This is a genomic window from Rosistilla ulvae, from assembly GCF_007741475.1.
Taxonomy (GTDB): domain Bacteria; phylum Planctomycetota; class Planctomycetia; order Pirellulales; family Pirellulaceae; genus Rosistilla; species Rosistilla ulvae.
The window spans coordinates 2,557,707-2,574,348 of sequence record NZ_CP036261.1; the positions used below are offsets into that span (position 1 = coordinate 2,557,707).

The following is a 16,642-nucleotide window of genomic DNA, read 5'->3' on the forward strand; positions in this document are numbered from 1 at the left end:
GACGCGATGAGACTTAGGTGTATTGGAAAAGAAATGCCCTCCCCCAAACCCTGCAAAGGTAGGTAGACTAGCGGCCGCACCTCATGGCTGGGCATTGGCGGAGTGAATGGGCAGGTGGGTCCATGGTGTCTTGCGAGCGGACCGCAACGGCATGGAAGCAAATTTGGAAACAAGGCAATGTTGACAACGACACGACACGATCCGAACGTCACGTTGACGCTTCGTGGCAAGCATTCTCGAACTGTCGATCAGGAACTGGTCTCACGGTACGAGGAAGTGCTATCCAACAAGAAGCTGAACTGGACGACCTACCATCGCCTGGGGAAGCTTTTGGGGATGGGGGGCCAAGGGAAAGTTTACCTGTCGGCCCGTCGTGGCACCGACGGTTTTACGTTGCCCGTGGCGATGAAGGTTTTCTCGCCGGAGAGATACAGCGATGTCCGCGATTACGAAGCGGCGATGTCGCGGATCGCGGGAATCGCAGCCCGTGTAGCGATGATCCAAAACGATAACGTCTTGGACGTGCAGAACTTCGTCGAACGCAACCGAATCCGGATCATGGTGATGGAGTGGGTCGACGGATACGATCTGCAAGCGCTGATGCGACCCGAGAAACTCAAACTGCTCGAAGGCAACATCAGCAAACGGCGTTGGAAATATGTCAACGAAGTTATTCTGACACGCGGGCCGGTTCAGAACCGCTTTAAAGCAGGCGTTGCGGTGGCAATCTTGCGCGAATGCCTCGAAGCCCTCGCGGCGCTGCACCGCGAAAGCATTGTGCACGGCGACATCAAACCGTCGAACATCATGCTGAAGAAGTCGGGGCACAGCAAATTGATCGACATCGGTTCGGCGTACGATTACCGTACTCCGCCGGTCGATCGTTCGTGCACGCCGGTCTATGCTGCACCGGAAGTTCTGGAGCACGACAACGCGACGCCCAAGAGCGATCTGGCGAGCCTGGGATACGTGCTGATCGAAATGCTCAGCGGGCGGCCTCCCTTCCGCGGCGACATCTCGCTGCGGGAATTGTTGCAAGCCAAACGCGAACTGCCTCAGCGACTGAACGAAGTCTTGCCAGCGGAAGTCACGTGCAACGCGCTGCTGATGCACTTCTGTCGCGGCCTGATCGCTCCGGATCCCAACCGCCGCTTTCCGAGCGCCGAGGCGGCTGAACATGTCGAACAAGGTGCCGCGGCGTTCCATCGCCAATTGGTCCTGAGCGACATGTCGACCGAATACGACAACGACATCCGGCTGTGGCTGGAAGAGCTGAACCGGATCGAGCTGTCGTTGGAAAAAGAACGCGAAGAGAACGAAGACCCCAGCGGCAACGAAAACGAATCGATCGTTTAGAATGCCGCGCCGCCGAGGCCGCTCAATCCGTGATCACATGTGGATTGGCGACCGCACGCAATTAGGCGGCGGCTCGCTGCTGCCGAAACAGATTCTGGTACAACGCCAGCGTCGCGTCGACCATGCGAGGTGTGGTGAATCGAGTGAGAGCAAAGTCTTGGGCACGCGTTAAGGCCTGCTCGTCCGCTGGCGAATCGAGCTGACGATAGAGTTGTTCGGCCAACTGGCCTTCGTCATCCACGGGAACGACCGCCGCGAATGGCCCATCGGCCTGCATTCGTGGTTCGATCCCTAGCACATCGCTTAAGCCGCCAACGGCGGTCGCAACAACTGGTCTCTTCAGCATCATCGCAGCTGCGACAGTTAAACAGAGCCCTTCGTCACGAGCCGGATGGGCGATCACATCGGCGGCGGCGAGCAGGGTGTTTGCATCGTCGCGAAATCCGAGCAATCGCACCTCGTTGGCGAGTCCAAGCGTTTCGATCTGCTGTTCTAATATTTCCCGTTGACGGCCTTCGCCTGCGATCACCGTCAGTGCTCTGCAGCCTTTATCCCTAAGCAACGCCGCAGCGTCAATCAACGTCGAGTGTCCTTTGCAGGGGAACAGGTTGCCCACGGCAACGATGAGTTTTTGATGATCGTTTCCTAGCAGTTCGTTTCGCAGACGCTCGACGTCAGCAGCCGCCACTCGAGGCGGGTCGATCGCCGCATGGATCACCTGAGCCCATGCGGGAGAAAGTCCGCGTGCGCCGCATGCGTCCGCGACCGCATGGGAAACGCAGATCACTTTCTGGGACAGTCGATGGTATTTGGCCGGGGAGCGAATCGGAAACATCGTGTGCCGCATCGAAACGACGCGAAGTGACTTCAATCCGACAGCCGCCAGCCCCATTCGCGATAACGAACGCGAATCATTGCAGTGCAAAACGGCGGGCCCCAAGGTCTTCATCCACTGCCGCATCCGCCAGATCGCCGCAGGGCTTTTTCGCGACGCATCGCACTGCGAGATCTCGGGCAACGCATCTCGCATTCGTTGTGCAAGTTGCCCGTCGCTTGGGGCTAACAATCGAACTTCGACACCGCGAGCCAGTAAACCTTGGGCCAGCGCAAACAGGTACGCTTCGCCCCCGCCCCAAGTCGTCTGAGTCGATGCCAGGACGACGCATGCGGGAGAACTGGGGCACGGGATAGCGGTCGAGGTCACGGGAAAGTCCAAGGTTTAAAGTAAATCGCCCCATTGAGTGCGTGCAGCCTTACGCCGCGGAACGCATCGCGGTGGGATGTTCCAGTTGGTGTTCGCCGATCCATTTTCGGCACGGGATCGCAGTTCCGTCGAGGGTGCCAGGGTGAAACCAAGGCGACGGATAATAGACACGTCGCGCGTCGGAATCGGCCGCCAAGTAAGCGCCCCACCAACTGAACGAACTGTTGGCGATCACCGCGTGTCGACACTGGCTGATCAGATACAGATCCTCATGGCAGGTGGCCCCGTCGTTGTGCGTCACCGGCGTAAAGGGGATACCAACATCCAAGTTCTTTAAGCACCAAGGGATATCGTTGGAGAACAAAAAGATTTGCGGATCGGCAACGTGTTGGCGAAGGTCTTCTAGGCAGCGTCGATAGTACCCTGGTTCCAAGGTGCGGAAGATCTTTTGGTTTGTTGGATCCGAAACGTAGTCGCCGCGGCGAACATGCAACGCAACGCTTTGCGTGTTATCCATCCGGCGTGCCATCGCTGCGGTGGCCTCCGAAACGGGGTCGACCAAACGGAACTCCTCCCGCAGGGCTTCCTCCATCCCGGGAAAAAACGCTTCTCCCTGCCAATAACCTTCCGTGTAGAGATTGGCGTGTGAATGGAGCCACTTGTCGCGAAACCCAAACGGCTTCTCACGACGCAATCGAAAGACGCCCGACTGTCGTGGAAACGCCCGTGCGGCAAACGATTGCCAGCTGGAATACGCTTTTGATGCTCCAGAATATCTGGCAGGGACTCGGTGTCGCAAAGCCTCCGGCAATCGGAGGGCTCGAATCGCAAACCGATCGAGCGTCATGTCGCGCAGCTGGTATTCTTCAAAGGCACTGACATCGATGTAGTGCTCCACGCCGGCCTGTTTTGCCAAGTACGCACCGTAAGCGTACTGAAACAATTGATTGCCTAGGCCACCGATCAAACGTGTTACGATCATTGCAAGCTCCCATCCGATCAGGTGTCACCACTGGCAAGTTCGCCACGCGTCGTTGCGGGGTTCCATGCCGCGCCGGACGAACGCCAACAGCCCATCAAATTACGGGTTGGATCATCTCCGACATCACCTCTGTATGCAATATCGATTTGCAGCACTCGTTAGCCGGCCTGCTGGCCAGCGACCACGATCTGCTTTTGGCAGCGCCAGCCCCCGCTTCACGCCAGCTTCGCCCAAACTCTTCTGGTGCTCCGCTGAGCTAGCGGACGACTAGCCGCATTTCCTGAATAGCTGCCCGACGCTGCGAAGAGCCAATTGAACATGTTGATTCTTCGGGTACAGACAAACTTGCTGGCGGTCGCCATGTTGCATCCGTTCGCGCAACAATGCGACCAACGTTGGGAACAAATTCAAATCGTCTAAGACAATCTTCCGGGCCGCGGCGACCTGCTGTCGATGGGCAACATCCAACCGCTGCTCGATCCCGGAACAGATTGAATCGATCGCCTGCTGAGGCTGGAAAATGTCAATCGGCGTAAAACTGTCCTGCGGCAAATATTCATCCGCGTTGGGAGCACCAAAATAAAAGGGATACGCAAAGCCGAGAAACGCATCGGCAATCTTCTCGCTTATGTAGTCCGGATGCGCAGTATTTTCCAACGCCAGATGGAATCGGTAGGGTGCAACCGCCTCCCATTTGTCGGCAATCGGATGATGCCCGTTGCCAAAGACATCCAGTGCTTCTCCTAGATGTTCCTTAAGCTGTTGCACAAACTCCAATCGTTGACGATGTCCGGGCGTCGTCGCCTTGTTCGAGATCACGACGCTCATGACATGCGTTTTTTCCGGATATGACATCGCTGAAAGCTGGTCGTAGTCCAGCGCGACGTGACACTCGGCGCCGAACTGGATGCCGACGTGCCATGGAAGCGCCTGCTGGCGTGCGATCAGCCCTCGATGGGTGACCTCGTGGCAGGTCAAAACCCAGTGGAACTGGCGAAGGAAGTCGCTGCGGTAAGTGCGCAAGGTGGGAGGTTCAGCCGAGATGAACAGCACATTCTCTGGAGGGCACGTTGCCCACGTCGCCGCGGGGAGACTCTCGAAGACAACCCACGCATCGCAACTGACATCGGATTGGTTAAATATAAACTCAAAATCCTCCCAGACCGCCCGTCTACCGGGAGTCTGGCGAACGTAGTGCATTTTGGGGCCACAGGTTGTCACCAATACCCGATACATCGAGACCTTCCTTGGTTCAGTTGTGCAACGCGTCGCAAGTAGCGAGTGAAACAAGCCTCAGCGTTGTGTTTCAAGCTTCCGTTTCATTATGCTGCGTCACGATAGCTCGGAATCGGCGGGAACTGCGCCCGTTTTCCAAATGCACACGCAACGGCGGACCGCGCGGCCACCTCAATCGTCGTGCTCCAGGTGCGGGCACTCAACGGGTTGGTCCCCCATTGAGATCGAAGATGCTTGCAAGCGATCTCCCATTGCCCTTGCCGCGAAGCCTTTTTGGCCCATTTCAGCGGACCTGCTGGCGATCTTGGCCTGCGACATTTGCGGATCAATTGTTCGGGACGGGCGAGCCCACGTCGCGCGTAGGTTTCTTCGAGTAGACTCACCAGACGCTCGTCGCGCGTCACGCCTCCGTTCCAAGTACCGCTGGCAGCATGCTGGCGATAGCAGAGCAAAACCTCAGGTAAATTCGCCAGCTTGCCGACTTCAGCCAAACGCAACCAGAGGTCGAGATCCTCGACCCAAGCAAACTCGGGGCGATAGCCTCCCACGGATTCGATCGCCGTGCGGCGAAGCATGGACACGGGATTTGCAATCGCCGACTTCAAGACAAGATTGGCGCTGTCGATTTGTTCGTGCGAGGTCGGATATTGAACAACGGCCAGTGCCCCGCCGCTCGAATCGATTTCAAGAATCCCCGCGCCAACAGCAACCACGTCGGGGTGCGAGTCTAGAAATTCAACCTGTTTCGCGAACCGTTCGGGCATCGCGATATCGTCTGAGTCCATTCTTGCGATCAGAGGTGCGGTACAGGCAGCGACACCCGCATTTGCTGCCCCGACGACGCCCTGATTCGTCTGACGGATAATTTCAACACGCGAATCTGCCGCGGCGAACCGGTCCAAGATCTCTGCGGAACCATCGGTGCTGCCATCATCGACGCAGATCAAGCGGAATTGGGGGAACGTTTGATGCAAGATGCTTTGGATCGCTTCGGGCAAATATCGTTCCGCGTTGTAGATCGACATCACAACGTCAATTCTATTTTCCGACATGGCGGCTGTCCTGTAGTGTCCTGCCTGATACACATAAAATGAGCCCGCCGCGTTTTACAGGCTCTTTGGTGCGGGAAATAAAAACAATGATCGGATCGGTCGAACCCGTCGCAAACGATGGTGGGTTTGCGAGCGGAGGTTTAATGAGACCGTGTTCACGCTGCTGGTCGTTCAAACAAAAAACAACCGCAGGCATAACGTTGCTGGAGTGCAAGTTCGAAGGAGGGATTGTCTAGCAGGCCTTGGCTTGAATCATCCGGAAGCATCGCCCAGCTGCTAAGCGACAACTGAGGCAGATAATCCTTGATCATTTGAGGGGCGTAGATGCGATGTGCGTTGAACTGTATCCGCGGTTTGCCAACAGGAACCACCATCAACAACTTACCTCCAGGTGCGACGACTCGCTGGAGTTCCAGAAGCGCCTTTTTATCCCCGTTGGCATCCATCGGATCGCCATACCGTCCCAGGCCGACATGTTCGATCGTGTGCATGCACGAAATGCTTTCGACGCTTTGATTTGCAAAGGGAAGATCGCACAGATCGGCCGCATCCGACTTCAGGTTCGATAGCGACAGCGGCGTCGGGCGATAATCATAGAATTCAACGGGCACGAACGCCGAAGTCAGGGTCGCAAAATAGGTGCACGAGCTGATGTCGATGTGTTTGCTCGGTCGCAGGTCCGCCAATACACGTGCCGCCCACGCGGTGTGGTAGACGTAGTGGGCGTCGAAGGGATGTTGGTCGCTGACGTCGTTCAGCCGTGCCCAGCGATCGGACCAGTCGGCCGATAGTTCGGGACGTTCGGTCTTGTTCAACGATACGAAATCTCGATACTGAGATCGAAAACCCAACTTCCGACGTGTCTTCGTAATAAGGTTCATTGCATCCCTTCGCTCGGGTGTCTCAACTCTCCCATGCTCCCATTACGCAGGGGGGCACCAAGGATGGCCCAGTCGGACCTTCCGGTCAGAGCAAGCTGATTGGGCAATCGCGTGGCGTCGAGATATAGCGAAACGCGGTTCAGAAGAATAGCCCGATTTAGGGAGTGCTGTCTCGGCTTGAAATTTTGCCTTGCCTTGGGCTCCTCTTCTTCACTAGCCTAGTCGTAACATTGGCCAATCCCTCCATACACAGTTGTGTGCCGCTGGCGAACCGATATTATGAGCAAACGAACATTTACCATAGTCGTTCCCACACGCGAGCGCGCCGATACGCTTGAAGTGACGTTGAGAACGGTAGTCGCGCAAGACGATGACCAGTTGCAAATTCTCGTCAGCGACAATTGCAGCCAGGATGCCACCCGCAGTGTCGTCGAAAGTTTCGAAGATTCGCGGATCCGATACTTGAACACAGGTCGTCGTTTGAGCATGTCGGAGAACTGGGAATTTGCGATATCGCATGTCGAAAGCGACTGGGTTGCGATTATCGGTGACGACGACGCCTTGCTTCCAAATTGTTTGCAAAAAGTGAACCACCTGGCCGACGTCACCGGCGCCAAGGCAATCCGTTCGGCAACCTGTGATTATCATTGGCCGCTGCCGAACGATCCACTTTCGGCGCGTTTGCGGGTGCCAATGTCATCCGGTTTTGAGTTCCGCCGCAGCAAGGATTGGTTGCACCGGGTACTTGTGGGTAGCGCCAACTATTCAGATCTCCCCGTGCTATACAACGGCAGCTTTGTAAGCATGGATGTCATTCGGAATGCAACCTTCGGGGATCGTTTCTTCCGGTCGTGCATTCCCGACGTTTATTCGTCGATGGCGATTTCTAACACGCTCGATCGCTTCGTTTATAGCCGTGAGCCGTTTGCGATAAATGGAGCCTCTCGGCACAGCACAGGCAGCTCTCAATTTTCCACCGACACTGCCAAGAAGGAGGCGAGCAAAAAATTTCTAGCAGAAGGCAACTATCCGTTTCATCACTCGGTCCCGATGGACGGGGGTGACTATCCCAAATCGATCCACGCGATGATCTATGAGTCGTCGGCTCAGGTGGGCGAGGTGTTTGCCGAAGGAGCGACCGTCGAGCCAGCGACACAATTAAAAGTGATTCTGGCCGCAGCGGGCAAAAATCGTGACCATATCGATCGCTGGAGTCGCCAGTTTGCGGAGCAACATGAACTCGACTACGAACAGGCCTCTGTCGCTGCGGTACGGCACCGGAGATCGCTGCGATTCCATCGCATGAAGGCGAAAATGCAGACGTCTGCCGACATGCGGCTGACAGGCGAAGATCGTCCAATCGCGGACGTGCAGCAGGCAGCGGAGGTGGTCGGTGAACTGCTTCGCAATCGATCATCCATCGCAACGCGGCTTGCTGGACGCTTCGCTGAAATGGTGGGGTTAAGCAGCGGGAATCCATCGCGTGCTGCGTAACGGGAATTGGTCCGACGTTTCTGTCGCCACCGCAAAATGTCTGCGGTGGCGCTCCATGACGCGATAATTACCGTCGTCGTAACCAGCCGGCGGGCCAGTGCGTGACATCTTCGGTCAGTTCGCTTTCGTTAAAGGTCCACGGTGGAGCGACGAGCTCAAACTCAGGATGTGCGGCGGCAAATTCCGCGGCCGAAGCGGTTGGATGATCGTGTTCCCAGCTCGCTTCACCACGCGGTGTATCGTAGACATCTTTCATGATCCCATCGGTAGCGACGATGTAAGATCCAGGGGAAACCAGATCATGATACGCATTCAATTCACCTAATACATGATCTTTCGTGTGGCAGGAATCGAGTAGTACCATCACGGTTTCACCCGGCTGAATTAGCGACTTGACTTGGTTGACGATCTCATCGCTGATCGAATCGCCTTCGACCAGCGTGATCATCGAAGCGAGTTCATGCGCTTCGATCGCCTCGCGATTGTGTTTGCGGATTTCGACGTCGACACCGATCACACGACCGCGCCCCATCGCTTTCATCAAACTGGCATAATAGACCAGCGATCCACCATGAGCCACGCCGGTCTCGACGATCACATCCGGTCGCACTTGGTAGATCGCCTCTTGCGTGCGAATCATATCTTGGGACAACTGGATGATCGGGCGGCCAAACCAAGTGTAGGTGTAGATCTGTTTTTCGTTCCAACCCACTTTGGTCCAGAGGTCCGACAGCAACTCGTAACCCGCTTTCGAGTACAGTGGCAATTGCCGAGTATCGCCATTTTCCTGGATCGAAATTTGAGCTTGTTCTGTGTCTATTGAGATTTGCATTTGAAATACTACTCGTCGAAGGGTGGCGTTATAGTTTGATCGATTACGTTGAATGAGACTGAACGCGTCGAGCGTGTTCGATGGTGCTTTGGATCCCCGACCGTAAACTGGTTTGTGGTTGCCAAGCGACTTCGCGGTTCAGTCGTGTCGTGTCGGCAACGACCCAAGGCGGATCATCTGTTGCGGTCGGTACAGCGCCCCAGCGTACACGATTCTCGCCTCCGAATTGGGAGCTGATCTCGCTGACCAATTCGCGCAGTGTTATCGGCTTACCCGATCCGATGTTGATTGGCCCGCAAACCTTGCTGTCCAATACAGCTACCAGCGCGCTGGCAGCATCGGAAACGTAGAGATAGTCACGCACTTGGCGACCGTGAGAACATTCGGGAACCTGCCCCGCGAGCAGGGCGGAGATCACCGGGCCAGGGAACCGGGCTGCTGGGCTGCCGGGGCCATACATGAAGAAGATTCGTGCTGTCGCGGCGCTTAAACCAATCTGTTCGGACCACGTTTCGAGCAACTGTGACAACGCAAGCTTGGACTTCCCGTATAAAGATCGCGGCACTAGCGGGGTGATGCTTTCGCGACACAATCCGTACTGCCAGTCGTACTCCGCGCAGGTTCCCGCGCTGACCAAACGCTGGCCGCCGCTATCTTGAAACCGTTGCATAAGATCGATACTTGCCGACAGCCAACGCAGGTTCTGCGGAGAGGTCCAGTATTGCGACGGCGCGGTTTCCCAGGCGAGGTGCAGGAGATGCGTCGGGCTAATTTCTGAACACACGCGATCGGCGGAGCCAGCTTGCAACAGATCGCCGTAATGCCACTGGATCCCATCCGACGTAGGCATCGGTTTCTGGGAGACCGCGTGGACTTCATATCCACCTGCGACTAGCAACGGTAGGCAATGGGAGCCCAGAAAACCACGAGCTCCGGTAACTAGCACCCGTTTCAACGTTCGTAATCCGCATAGCTAAGGTCGCGCGGTGAGATCACGCTGGCTTCAAGCGGCCAACTGATTCCAAACGCAGGGTCGTTCCAGCGAAAACCTCGTGCTAGGGTCGCATCGTAGTCGGAAGATATTTGATACAGCACTTCGGTATCATCCGATAGCGTCTGGAAGCCGTGTGCGAATCCTTCGGGGATATACAGTGACTTTCGGTTGTCCTGCGTTAGTTCCACGCTCGTCCACTCTCCTCGCGTGGGCGATTGCGGTCGAACATCGATTGCAACATCGAAGATCGCGCCGCGGATAACACGAACTGTCTTTGTTTCGGCGCTGGGGGCTTCTTGAAAGTGCATCCCGCGAACCGTACCACGACGCTTGTTAAACGACAGGCTGGACTGACTGAATTGGGAGATCAGCCCCCGCTGGGCAAACTCTTGTTGGCAGTAAATCCGCGCGAAGAATCCACGTTCGTCCTCGGCTGGCTCGACTTCAATCACGAAGACACCTTCGAGCGGAGTCGTTTGGAAAATCATGTCGAGCGCCTTACGCAATGCGAACCTGGGGAATCGGCACGATAAACTTCCCGCCACGGTCCTGGTAATCGACCTGCTGTTGCAGGATCTCGTCGCAGAAGTTCCAGGTCAACAACAATACATAGTCGGGTTGGTCGGCGACCAGCATCTCGGGTTCATAAATTTTCAGGTGGGTGCCAGGCGTGTAGCGTCCCTGTTTCACCGGGCTGCGATCGACCACGTATTCCAACACTTCTTTGCCAAGTCCAAAGTAATTCAGCAGAGTGCTGCCTTTGGCCGAGGCGCCGTATGCAGCGATCCGCATGCCTTCAGATTTAAGGTCTTGCAGCAATTCCAGCAGGTCCTGGCGGAGGCCTTCGACAGTGTTCCGCAAGCCGAGATAGAACGACAGTTTGTCGACGCCCCAGGCACTCTCTTCGGCCAGTAGCGTTCGAACCGATTCGCCCGGCTGGTCGCAGTGTTCGCTGCGGCAAGCGACGATCCGCAGCGAACCGCCGTGGATCGGAACTCGGGAAGCTTCGACGATCGTCAATCCGTGGCTGCGGAACAAGCGATCGAGCGTGGTCAACGAGAAATAGCACAAGTGTTCGTGGTAGATCGTGTCGAACTCCACTTGATCGACGAGGTCTTTTACGTAGGGCACTTCAAATACTGCGTGCCCGGTTGGCTTCAGGATGCGGTGAACGCCGGCGACGAACCCGTTCAATTCAGGGACGTGGGCCATGACGTTGTGCCCGTGAATGACATCCGCGCTTTGCCCCTGTTCGGTCAGTTGCGTCGCAAGTTCCAGGCTGAAAAAATCGGCAACCGTCTGGATCCCACGTTCCTGGGCGACAGCCGCGATGTTCTGTGCCGGCTCGATGCCTAACACAGGGACTCCGAGTTGCTGGTAGTATTGCAGCAGGTAGCCGTCGTTGCTGGCGATTTCCACCGCCAAACTATCTTCCGTCAACTGCAGCGTTGGGACCAAGTGCTCGACCAAATTTTGGGCGTGTTCGAGCATGGTGTCGGAGTACGACGAGAAGTAGGCGTATTCGCTGAATAACTCTTCCGGAGGAACTGTTTCAGTGATTTGCACTAGCGTGCAATCGGCGCAGAAAACCAGCTCGAGCGGGAACGTCGGCTCAGGCTCGGTCAACTGGTCCGCGGTCAAAAGCCGGTTGGCCAACGGCGTCTTCCCGAGCGAAAGCACGGGCTCCAAGTGGCTCGAGCCACAGGCGCGACAATTCGAAATCATGATTCAAGGATCCTAATAAATTCTGTACACAGCCGCCGATTGCTCGTACAGCTTTCCACCGCGACCGCGCGATTAGCCCGCAAGCCTCTGGGAGTGATGAGGCTGGCGGGATTGGTCAGCCCACTCTGCTCCAGCTGTCGACGCCGCATGTTCAAAGTTTTTGATCTGTTGTCGCGTGAGGTCCCGCATGTCTGCCCCTTCGCTCCAACTGCGATACCACTCGACGGTAGCTTGGATTGTCGTTGCGAAGTCCCAATTCGGCTGCCAGGCCAATTGCGAAATCGCCTTGGAGCAATCGAGTTTGAGGATGCCGCTTTCGGGCAGCGCTTCAGCAGCTGCCGGATCGATACGGACCTCGCCGGCGCCCCAGGTCGCCACGAGTCGCTTAGCAAGTTGGCCAACCGTCACATGCGCTGCGGGGGCCGGCCCGAAATTCCATCCGCTAGCGAACTGCGTTCCGTCTGCGCCGCACAGACGCGATGCCAAGGCAAGGTATCCCGAAAGCGGTTCGAGGACGTGTTGCCACGGGCGGATTGCGTTGGGGTTTCGTAACACCAAAGGCTGCTCGGCCAGGATGCTAGAGACAAAGTCGGGGACGATACGGTCTTGAGCCCAGTCGCCGCCGCCGATCACGTTGCCCGCTCGAGCGCTTGCCACACAGGTTGTGCCGGCGTCGCGAAAAAAGGAATCGCGATACGAGGCCGTCACAATCTCAGTGGCCGCCTTGCTTGCGCTATAGGGGTCTTTGCCACCCAACGGATCCTGCTCTCGATATCCCCAAACCCATTCGCGGTTCTCGTAACACTTGTCCGATGAGATCACGACGCAGGCTTGGATGTCTGGTTGCTGCCGCACTGCTTCGAGCACGTGCAGGGTTCCCATCACGTTGGTGTCGAACGTCTCTTTGGGTTGCTGGTAGGACAATCGAACCAGCGGCTGCGCCGCCAAGTGCAGCACGATATCGGGCCGTGCTTCAGCAACAAATGCTGCGACCTTTTCTTGGTCGCGGATGTCGATTGTGCGGTGGTCGTATTGGCCTTCCAGTTCCAGCAACTCAAACAGGCTGGGGGTTGTTGTCGGCGTCAAACCGCAACCAAACACTTCAGCCCCCAGTTGCAATAACCACTGGCACAGCCAAGAGCCTTTAAAACCGGTATCTCCGGTGACTAGTACCCTGCGTCCCGAGAACGTATTGTCGAACATCTCACCCTCCTTGGTGAAGCCGAGTCTTTGCTGAAAGCCCTTCGGCGTCACGCAGCTTGTTTTGTTATTTGTGAGTGCACTCGCTCGGGCAGCGTCCGGATGACCTGATCTTCGCTGCAATGCATCTTGTTCCAGACGCGCCACGGGCAATCGAGCTCTTCCCACTTCTGCTCCAGAGACTGCTTGTCGCGGAGCGTGTCCATGGGCATCCAAAAACCAGAGTGTTTGTATGCCGACAGTTCTCCTCGCATCGCTAATTGTTCAAGCGGTTCGCGTTCCCAGATCGTTAAATCCCCTTCGATGAAATCGAGTGTCTCGGGCTCCAACACAAAGAAACCACCGTTGATCCAGCCACCGTCTCCAGTCGGCTTCTCTTGGAATGCGGAGACCCGGGTGTCGTTACCGATCGCCAGGCGTCCAAACCTGCCACTTGGCTGGGTCGCAGTGACTGTCGCCAGCTTGCCATGGGCGCGGTGAAAACGAATGCTTGCTTGGATGTCGATATCCGCCAAGCCATCTCCGTAGGTCATCAGGAACGTTTCGTCGCCGACATGTTGGCGGATCCGTTTCAAGCGACCTCCGGTCATCGTTTCGAGTCCTGTATCAATCACTGTCACTCGCCAAGGCTCGACGTGATTCTGATGGACTTCCACCGTATTGGTTCGATAGTCCCAGGTCATATCCGACATGTGTAGCGGATAGTTTGCGAAGTACTCTTTGATGAGGTAGGCCTTGTACCCAGCGCAGATTACAAAGTCGTTGATGCCATGATGGCTGTACAACTTCAGTAGGTGCCAGAGGATGGGCCGGCCACCGATTTCTACCATTGGCTTGGGCTTTAGTTGCGTTTCTTCGCTCAGTCGAGTACCAAAACCACCAGCGAGAATTACTGCTTTCATAACGCAACCTTAAGGGTAAATCGCAAATTCCACGCTATTACGACGCGAACCGAGTGCCAACGTGGCGGGGAGGATAGCGAACGAGGTAAGTTGCGTCAATCGAGAAACAATTTGGGTTGCTTTTGCGTTGTTTGACGCACGATCGAGACTCTTCGCCGAGGCGTTCGGCGAAGATCCGCTGGCGCACTTAAGCGACCCATCGCCGCAGCGTCCGAGAGTTCTTGTGTAGCAGGCCAGCCCAGAATGTTGGATTGCACCATCGCGATCCCAGGCGAACGTCTGGAGTCTCCCAGTCTTTCGCGGCGATTCTCTCTTCCATGATCCGTGGGTGTGATCCCCGAAATGGCTCGCAAGTCTTCAGGTCCCAGGCATAGGACTCCTCTTCTGTTTGCTCCCCGGGCGTCACTTGTCTGCCATCGTAGAGGCTTAAGAAGTAGTCAGACTTGGCCGCCATCGTCTTTGGCGGCTTAACATATCCATAGTGATATACCCAAGCACCTGTGGGGGCGGCGACCAGTTTACGATCCTGAACGTTAAATCCACATGCATCGCCAACCGATTGCACACCCGCGTTCGCGCGTACGATCCTGACCTGCCGCCGATAAGGGAGCGGATCGCGAATGTTGTAGTCGGCGCGAAAATGATGGTAACGGAACGACAGTCCTTCCACTCGCTTGTTGTTAACATGCCGCCGCATGCTTGCCTGGATCCGGTCTAAATCGGCTTCGTGGATCACTTCATCGGCTTGGATATAGAAACACCAATCGCCAGAACACTCGCGCAGTGCAAGGTTGGTTTGCTCGGCTAAAACGGTGCCGTTTTGTCGGCTCGTTTCATCCCAGACGGTATCGATGATCCGTATCTTTGGGGAATCGATCGATTGAATTAACTCCCGCGTCCCATCGCAGCTTTGACCTACCGCCACGATCATTTCATCGACGATCGGCAGTATCGATGTGATGCTCTCGACAACGGGGTAGTCGTAATGGATTGCGTTGCGAGCGATGGTGAATCCCGATACTTTCATAGCTCAATCTCTATGCTACAGTTTCTGTCTTCATCCCCTGGTCTCGAAACATTCATTCACCGAACGACGAGCGGAGGCGAGGAACCCACCCAACTGTGTGAGTGGGACAGGCCTGTGATAGCGAATCGGGCAGTAGCAGAATAGATCAATTAGCCGCTTTGCCTATATCGAATGAATCGGCAACGAGTTCCAAGGGCGACAGCCCCAGCGACGTAGGCAACTTTCGGGCATTCGCAACGTGAACGCAGTCGGATGGTTTGCATGCTCGAAGAACCGGTTCGCGCTTCAAGTCGGCGAGAACTTGGCGGGCAAAGTTGCGAGCCTTCGGCGAATTGCCAAACGCTTACGTCGTGGAACCTCGCCCGATACCCAAGAATGAAGTCTTTGCGAAGCACGATGGAAGGCGGCGGCTCGCCAAGTGTCGCAACTCACACAGGCGGCGTTCAGGCGGTGTGGTTCGCTAGCAACGGGGTTTCGCTGGCCGCGATTGCGCCGAGGACCGCGTTTTCAAGAGGTTCGAGCGGGCAATGCCACGAACCTCGCCAACGGTTCCGGCTAGCCGCGACTTGCTGGCACGATGCTCCAACTTCATTTGCGAGCAATTGGAAATAATCGCGATCACAATTCGACGGTTTGATCTCGATCAAATCGATAGGCCTAGCCGACAGCAGAATGTTGGTCAGTCCGGCGCCATGCAGACCGACGACGATTGCGGCATCGCGAAACAGCCGCACCTGCTCTTCCAGCGTGTATTGCTCCAGGCAATGCGATTCAAAGCCATGCCTGGCCAACAACGCTGCAACTTCCGCGTCGTTGCCCAGCGAGCGGTTTCGCGCCAGACGGCGGCTGACGTACAATCGCCGCCCCGGCTGGGCATGCGGAGGATTTGTGGCCGACTTCAATTGCGATTGCAGTCGTTCGCTCAGTCGCCGCCGCGACGCCGTGGTCGCAAGGGAAGGGACGATCAATCGATCGGCGTGAAGCAACAGGCCTTCATGAGGTTCAATCACCTTATCCGATGGGATCCCCAATAAATCGAGCGCCTGCCGTTGGAACGGTTTGTAATTGTCGACCACGTAGGCATCCGCTTGCAGCACGCCCGCCTGGCGGACCAGTTCCAGACGTGGCAGCACCTCGCACAACCAGTGAAAATAGTTGTGCGATCCGGACGTGTTGAGGACGACGACGTCACCGGCGACCCGGACTGGTTGGGGCAGGCGGCGGGGAGTTGTCATCGCGCGGCGGATGCGACGTGGATTGAGCCAACCGCCGGGAACCGCTTTGGGGGCGAGCGGACCATCGCAACGATGCAGTTCCGATAGCACGACGTCGTCGATTCCAATCCAGTCGCACTGTCGGCCGTGGCACCATCCCCCTTCGATTTCCATGACAAGCCCGTCGGCGAGATCGTCGGTTCGGTCCGATTTGATAGCCTGGCGGGGCGACTTCACTGGCAAACGGCCGGCTTCCTCACGCCACCGCAGCTTGACGCGTCGCGGATAGCGGTCCAGCAGTTCAGCGGTCGACAGCGTTTCGGTAGGCTTTTTCTTCCCGAGTCGAAACGGCAGTAACGTCGACAACGCAAACACATACTTTCCGTAGTGCACTAGTTTGCGATTGTGATTGGCAATATCCATCTCGAAAAAGTCGCGCTCCGGTCGCTCGCTCAATCCCGTCCCGCCGTTTATTGCTTGCCGGGCCGCTGTAGGTCGAATTGAGATTCCACGCACTGTACCCCTACCGCTATGGAGAGTCCA

General features: G+C 56.4%; 15 protein-coding genes. 2 read left to right on the forward strand and 13 right to left on the reverse strand.

Going from position 1 to position 16,642, the window contains the following annotated elements; all coding sequences use genetic code 11:
* Positions 1-177 precede the first annotated feature (177 nt).
* Positions 178-1,356 (forward strand): serine/threonine-protein kinase, encoded by a 1,179-nt coding sequence (locus tag EC9_RS09235; protein WP_145344302.1) that lies wholly within the window; start codon positions 178-180, stop codon positions 1,354-1,356.
* Between the two features lie 61 nt (positions 1,357-1,417).
* On the opposite strand, the gene EC9_RS09240 is transcribed toward EC9_RS09235, so the two are convergent.
* The 5 genes from EC9_RS09240 to EC9_RS09260 form a co-directional block, all read right to left on the reverse strand.
* Positions 1,418-2,560 carry a glycosyltransferase gene (locus EC9_RS09240; RefSeq protein ID WP_218934693.1) on the reverse strand — a complete coding sequence of 381 codons (1,143 nt, stop codon included), beginning with the start codon at positions 2,558-2,560 and terminating at the stop codon, positions 1,418-1,420.
* A 49-nt stretch (positions 2,561-2,609) separates the two neighbouring features.
* Entirely contained in the window at positions 2,610-3,542 is a 933-nt protein-coding gene (locus EC9_RS09245) for an alpha-1,2-fucosyltransferase (RefSeq protein WP_145344306.1), read from the reverse strand.
* Between the two features lie 267 nt (positions 3,543-3,809).
* The gene (locus EC9_RS09250; RefSeq protein WP_145344308.1) at positions 3,810-4,778 is read right to left on the reverse strand and encodes a glycosyltransferase family 10 domain-containing protein; all 969 of its coding nucleotides are present in this window, start codon (positions 4,776-4,778) and stop codon (positions 3,810-3,812) included.
* Positions 4,779-4,864: 86 nt separating this feature from the next.
* Positions 4,865-5,830 carry a glycosyltransferase gene (locus EC9_RS09255; RefSeq protein ID WP_145344310.1) on the reverse strand — a complete coding sequence of 322 codons (966 nt, stop codon included), beginning with the start codon at positions 5,828-5,830 and terminating at the stop codon, positions 4,865-4,867.
* A 155-nt stretch (positions 5,831-5,985) separates the two neighbouring features.
* Positions 5,986-6,645, reverse strand: coding sequence for a DUF268 domain-containing protein (locus EC9_RS09260; RefSeq protein WP_218934694.1), 660 nt, complete (start codon positions 6,643-6,645; stop codon positions 5,986-5,988).
* Between the two features lie 345 nt (positions 6,646-6,990).
* Here EC9_RS09260 and EC9_RS09265 point away from each other — a divergent pair, with 345 nt between their 5' ends.
* Positions 6,991-8,205, forward strand: coding sequence for a glycosyltransferase family 2 protein (locus EC9_RS09265; protein WP_145344314.1), 1,215 nt, complete (start codon positions 6,991-6,993; stop codon positions 8,203-8,205).
* Positions 8,206-8,272: 67 nt separating this feature from the next.
* On the opposite strand, the gene EC9_RS09270 is transcribed toward EC9_RS09265, so the two are convergent.
* The 8 genes from EC9_RS09270 to EC9_RS09305 all read right to left on the reverse strand — a co-directional run bounded on the left by EC9_RS09270 (position 8,273) and on the right by EC9_RS09305 (position 16,522).
* On the reverse strand, positions 8,273-9,037 hold the full coding sequence (locus EC9_RS09270) for a cephalosporin hydroxylase family protein (RefSeq protein WP_145344316.1): 765 nt from the start codon (positions 9,035-9,037) through the stop codon (positions 8,273-8,275).
* A gap of 43 nt (positions 9,038-9,080) precedes the next feature.
* On the reverse strand, positions 9,081-9,983 hold the full coding sequence (locus EC9_RS09275; RefSeq protein ID WP_246106131.1) for an NAD-dependent epimerase/dehydratase family protein: 903 nt from the start codon (positions 9,981-9,983) through the stop codon (positions 9,081-9,083).
* 5 nt (positions 9,984-9,988) lie between these two features.
* Complete coding sequence (rfbC, locus tag EC9_RS09280; RefSeq protein ID WP_145344320.1) at positions 9,989-10,519, reverse strand: dTDP-4-dehydrorhamnose 3,5-epimerase; 531 nt, start codon at positions 10,517-10,519, stop codon at positions 9,989-9,991.
* Between the two features lie 10 nt (positions 10,520-10,529).
* The gene (locus EC9_RS09285) at positions 10,530-11,756 is read right to left on the reverse strand and encodes a class I SAM-dependent methyltransferase (protein ID WP_145344322.1); all 1,227 of its coding nucleotides are present in this window, start codon (positions 11,754-11,756) and stop codon (positions 10,530-10,532) included.
* Between the two features lie 72 nt (positions 11,757-11,828).
* A complete protein-coding gene (gene rfbG / locus EC9_RS09290) occupies positions 11,829-12,959 on the reverse strand; it encodes a CDP-glucose 4,6-dehydratase (RefSeq protein ID WP_145344324.1) in 1,131 nt (376 codons plus the stop codon).
* Positions 12,960-13,006: 47 nt separating this feature from the next.
* Entirely contained in the window at positions 13,007-13,858 is an 852-nt protein-coding gene (gene rfbF, locus EC9_RS09295; protein WP_145344326.1) for a glucose-1-phosphate cytidylyltransferase, read from the reverse strand.
* A gap of 187 nt (positions 13,859-14,045) precedes the next feature.
* Entirely contained in the window at positions 14,046-14,885 is an 840-nt protein-coding gene (locus tag EC9_RS09300; RefSeq protein ID WP_145344328.1) for a glycosyltransferase, read from the reverse strand.
* Positions 14,886-15,328: 443 nt separating this feature from the next.
* Positions 15,329-16,522: a glycosyltransferase family 61 protein gene (locus tag EC9_RS09305; RefSeq protein WP_145344330.1), complete on the reverse strand. Its 1,194-nt coding sequence runs from the start codon at positions 16,520-16,522 to the stop codon at positions 15,329-15,331.
* Between the last annotated feature and the right edge of the window lie 120 nt (positions 16,523-16,642).

What these genes read in the sequence shown, in the direction of transcription:
- EC9_RS09235 (WP_145344302.1), top strand. Translation starts at nt 178, where the DNA reads ATGTTGACAACGACACGACACGATCCGAACGTCACGTTGACGCTTCGT.
- EC9_RS09245 (WP_145344306.1), bottom strand. Translation starts at nt 3,542, where the DNA reads ATGATCGTAACACGTTTGATCGGTGGCCTAGGCAATCAATTGTTTCAG.
- EC9_RS09250 (WP_145344308.1), bottom strand. Translation starts at nt 4,778, where the DNA reads ATGTATCGGGTATTGGTGACAACCTGTGGCCCCAAAATGCACTACGTT.
- EC9_RS09255 (WP_145344310.1), bottom strand. Translation starts at nt 5,830, where the DNA reads ATGTCGGAAAATAGAATTGACGTTGTGATGTCGATCTACAACGCGGAA.
- EC9_RS09265 (WP_145344314.1), top strand. Translation starts at nt 6,991, where the DNA reads ATGAGCAAACGAACATTTACCATAGTCGTTCCCACACGCGAGCGCGCC.
- EC9_RS09270 (WP_145344316.1), bottom strand. Translation starts at nt 9,037, where the DNA reads ATGCAAATCTCAATAGACACAGAACAAGCTCAAATTTCGATCCAGGAA.
- rfbC (WP_145344320.1), bottom strand. Translation starts at nt 10,519, where the DNA reads ATGATTTTCCAAACGACTCCGCTCGAAGGTGTCTTCGTGATTGAAGTC.
- EC9_RS09285 (WP_145344322.1), bottom strand. Translation starts at nt 11,756, where the DNA reads ATGATTTCGAATTGTCGCGCCTGTGGCTCGAGCCACTTGGAGCCCGTG.
- rfbG (WP_145344324.1), bottom strand. Translation starts at nt 12,959, where the DNA reads ATGTTCGACAATACGTTCTCGGGACGCAGGGTACTAGTCACCGGAGAT.
- rfbF (WP_145344326.1), bottom strand. Translation starts at nt 13,858, where the DNA reads ATGAAAGCAGTAATTCTCGCTGGTGGTTTTGGTACTCGACTGAGCGAA.
- EC9_RS09300 (WP_145344328.1), bottom strand. Translation starts at nt 14,885, where the DNA reads ATGAAAGTATCGGGATTCACCATCGCTCGCAACGCAATCCATTACGAC.
- EC9_RS09305 (WP_145344330.1), bottom strand. Translation starts at nt 16,522, where the DNA reads ATGGATATTGCCAATCACAATCGCAAACTAGTGCACTACGGAAAGTAT.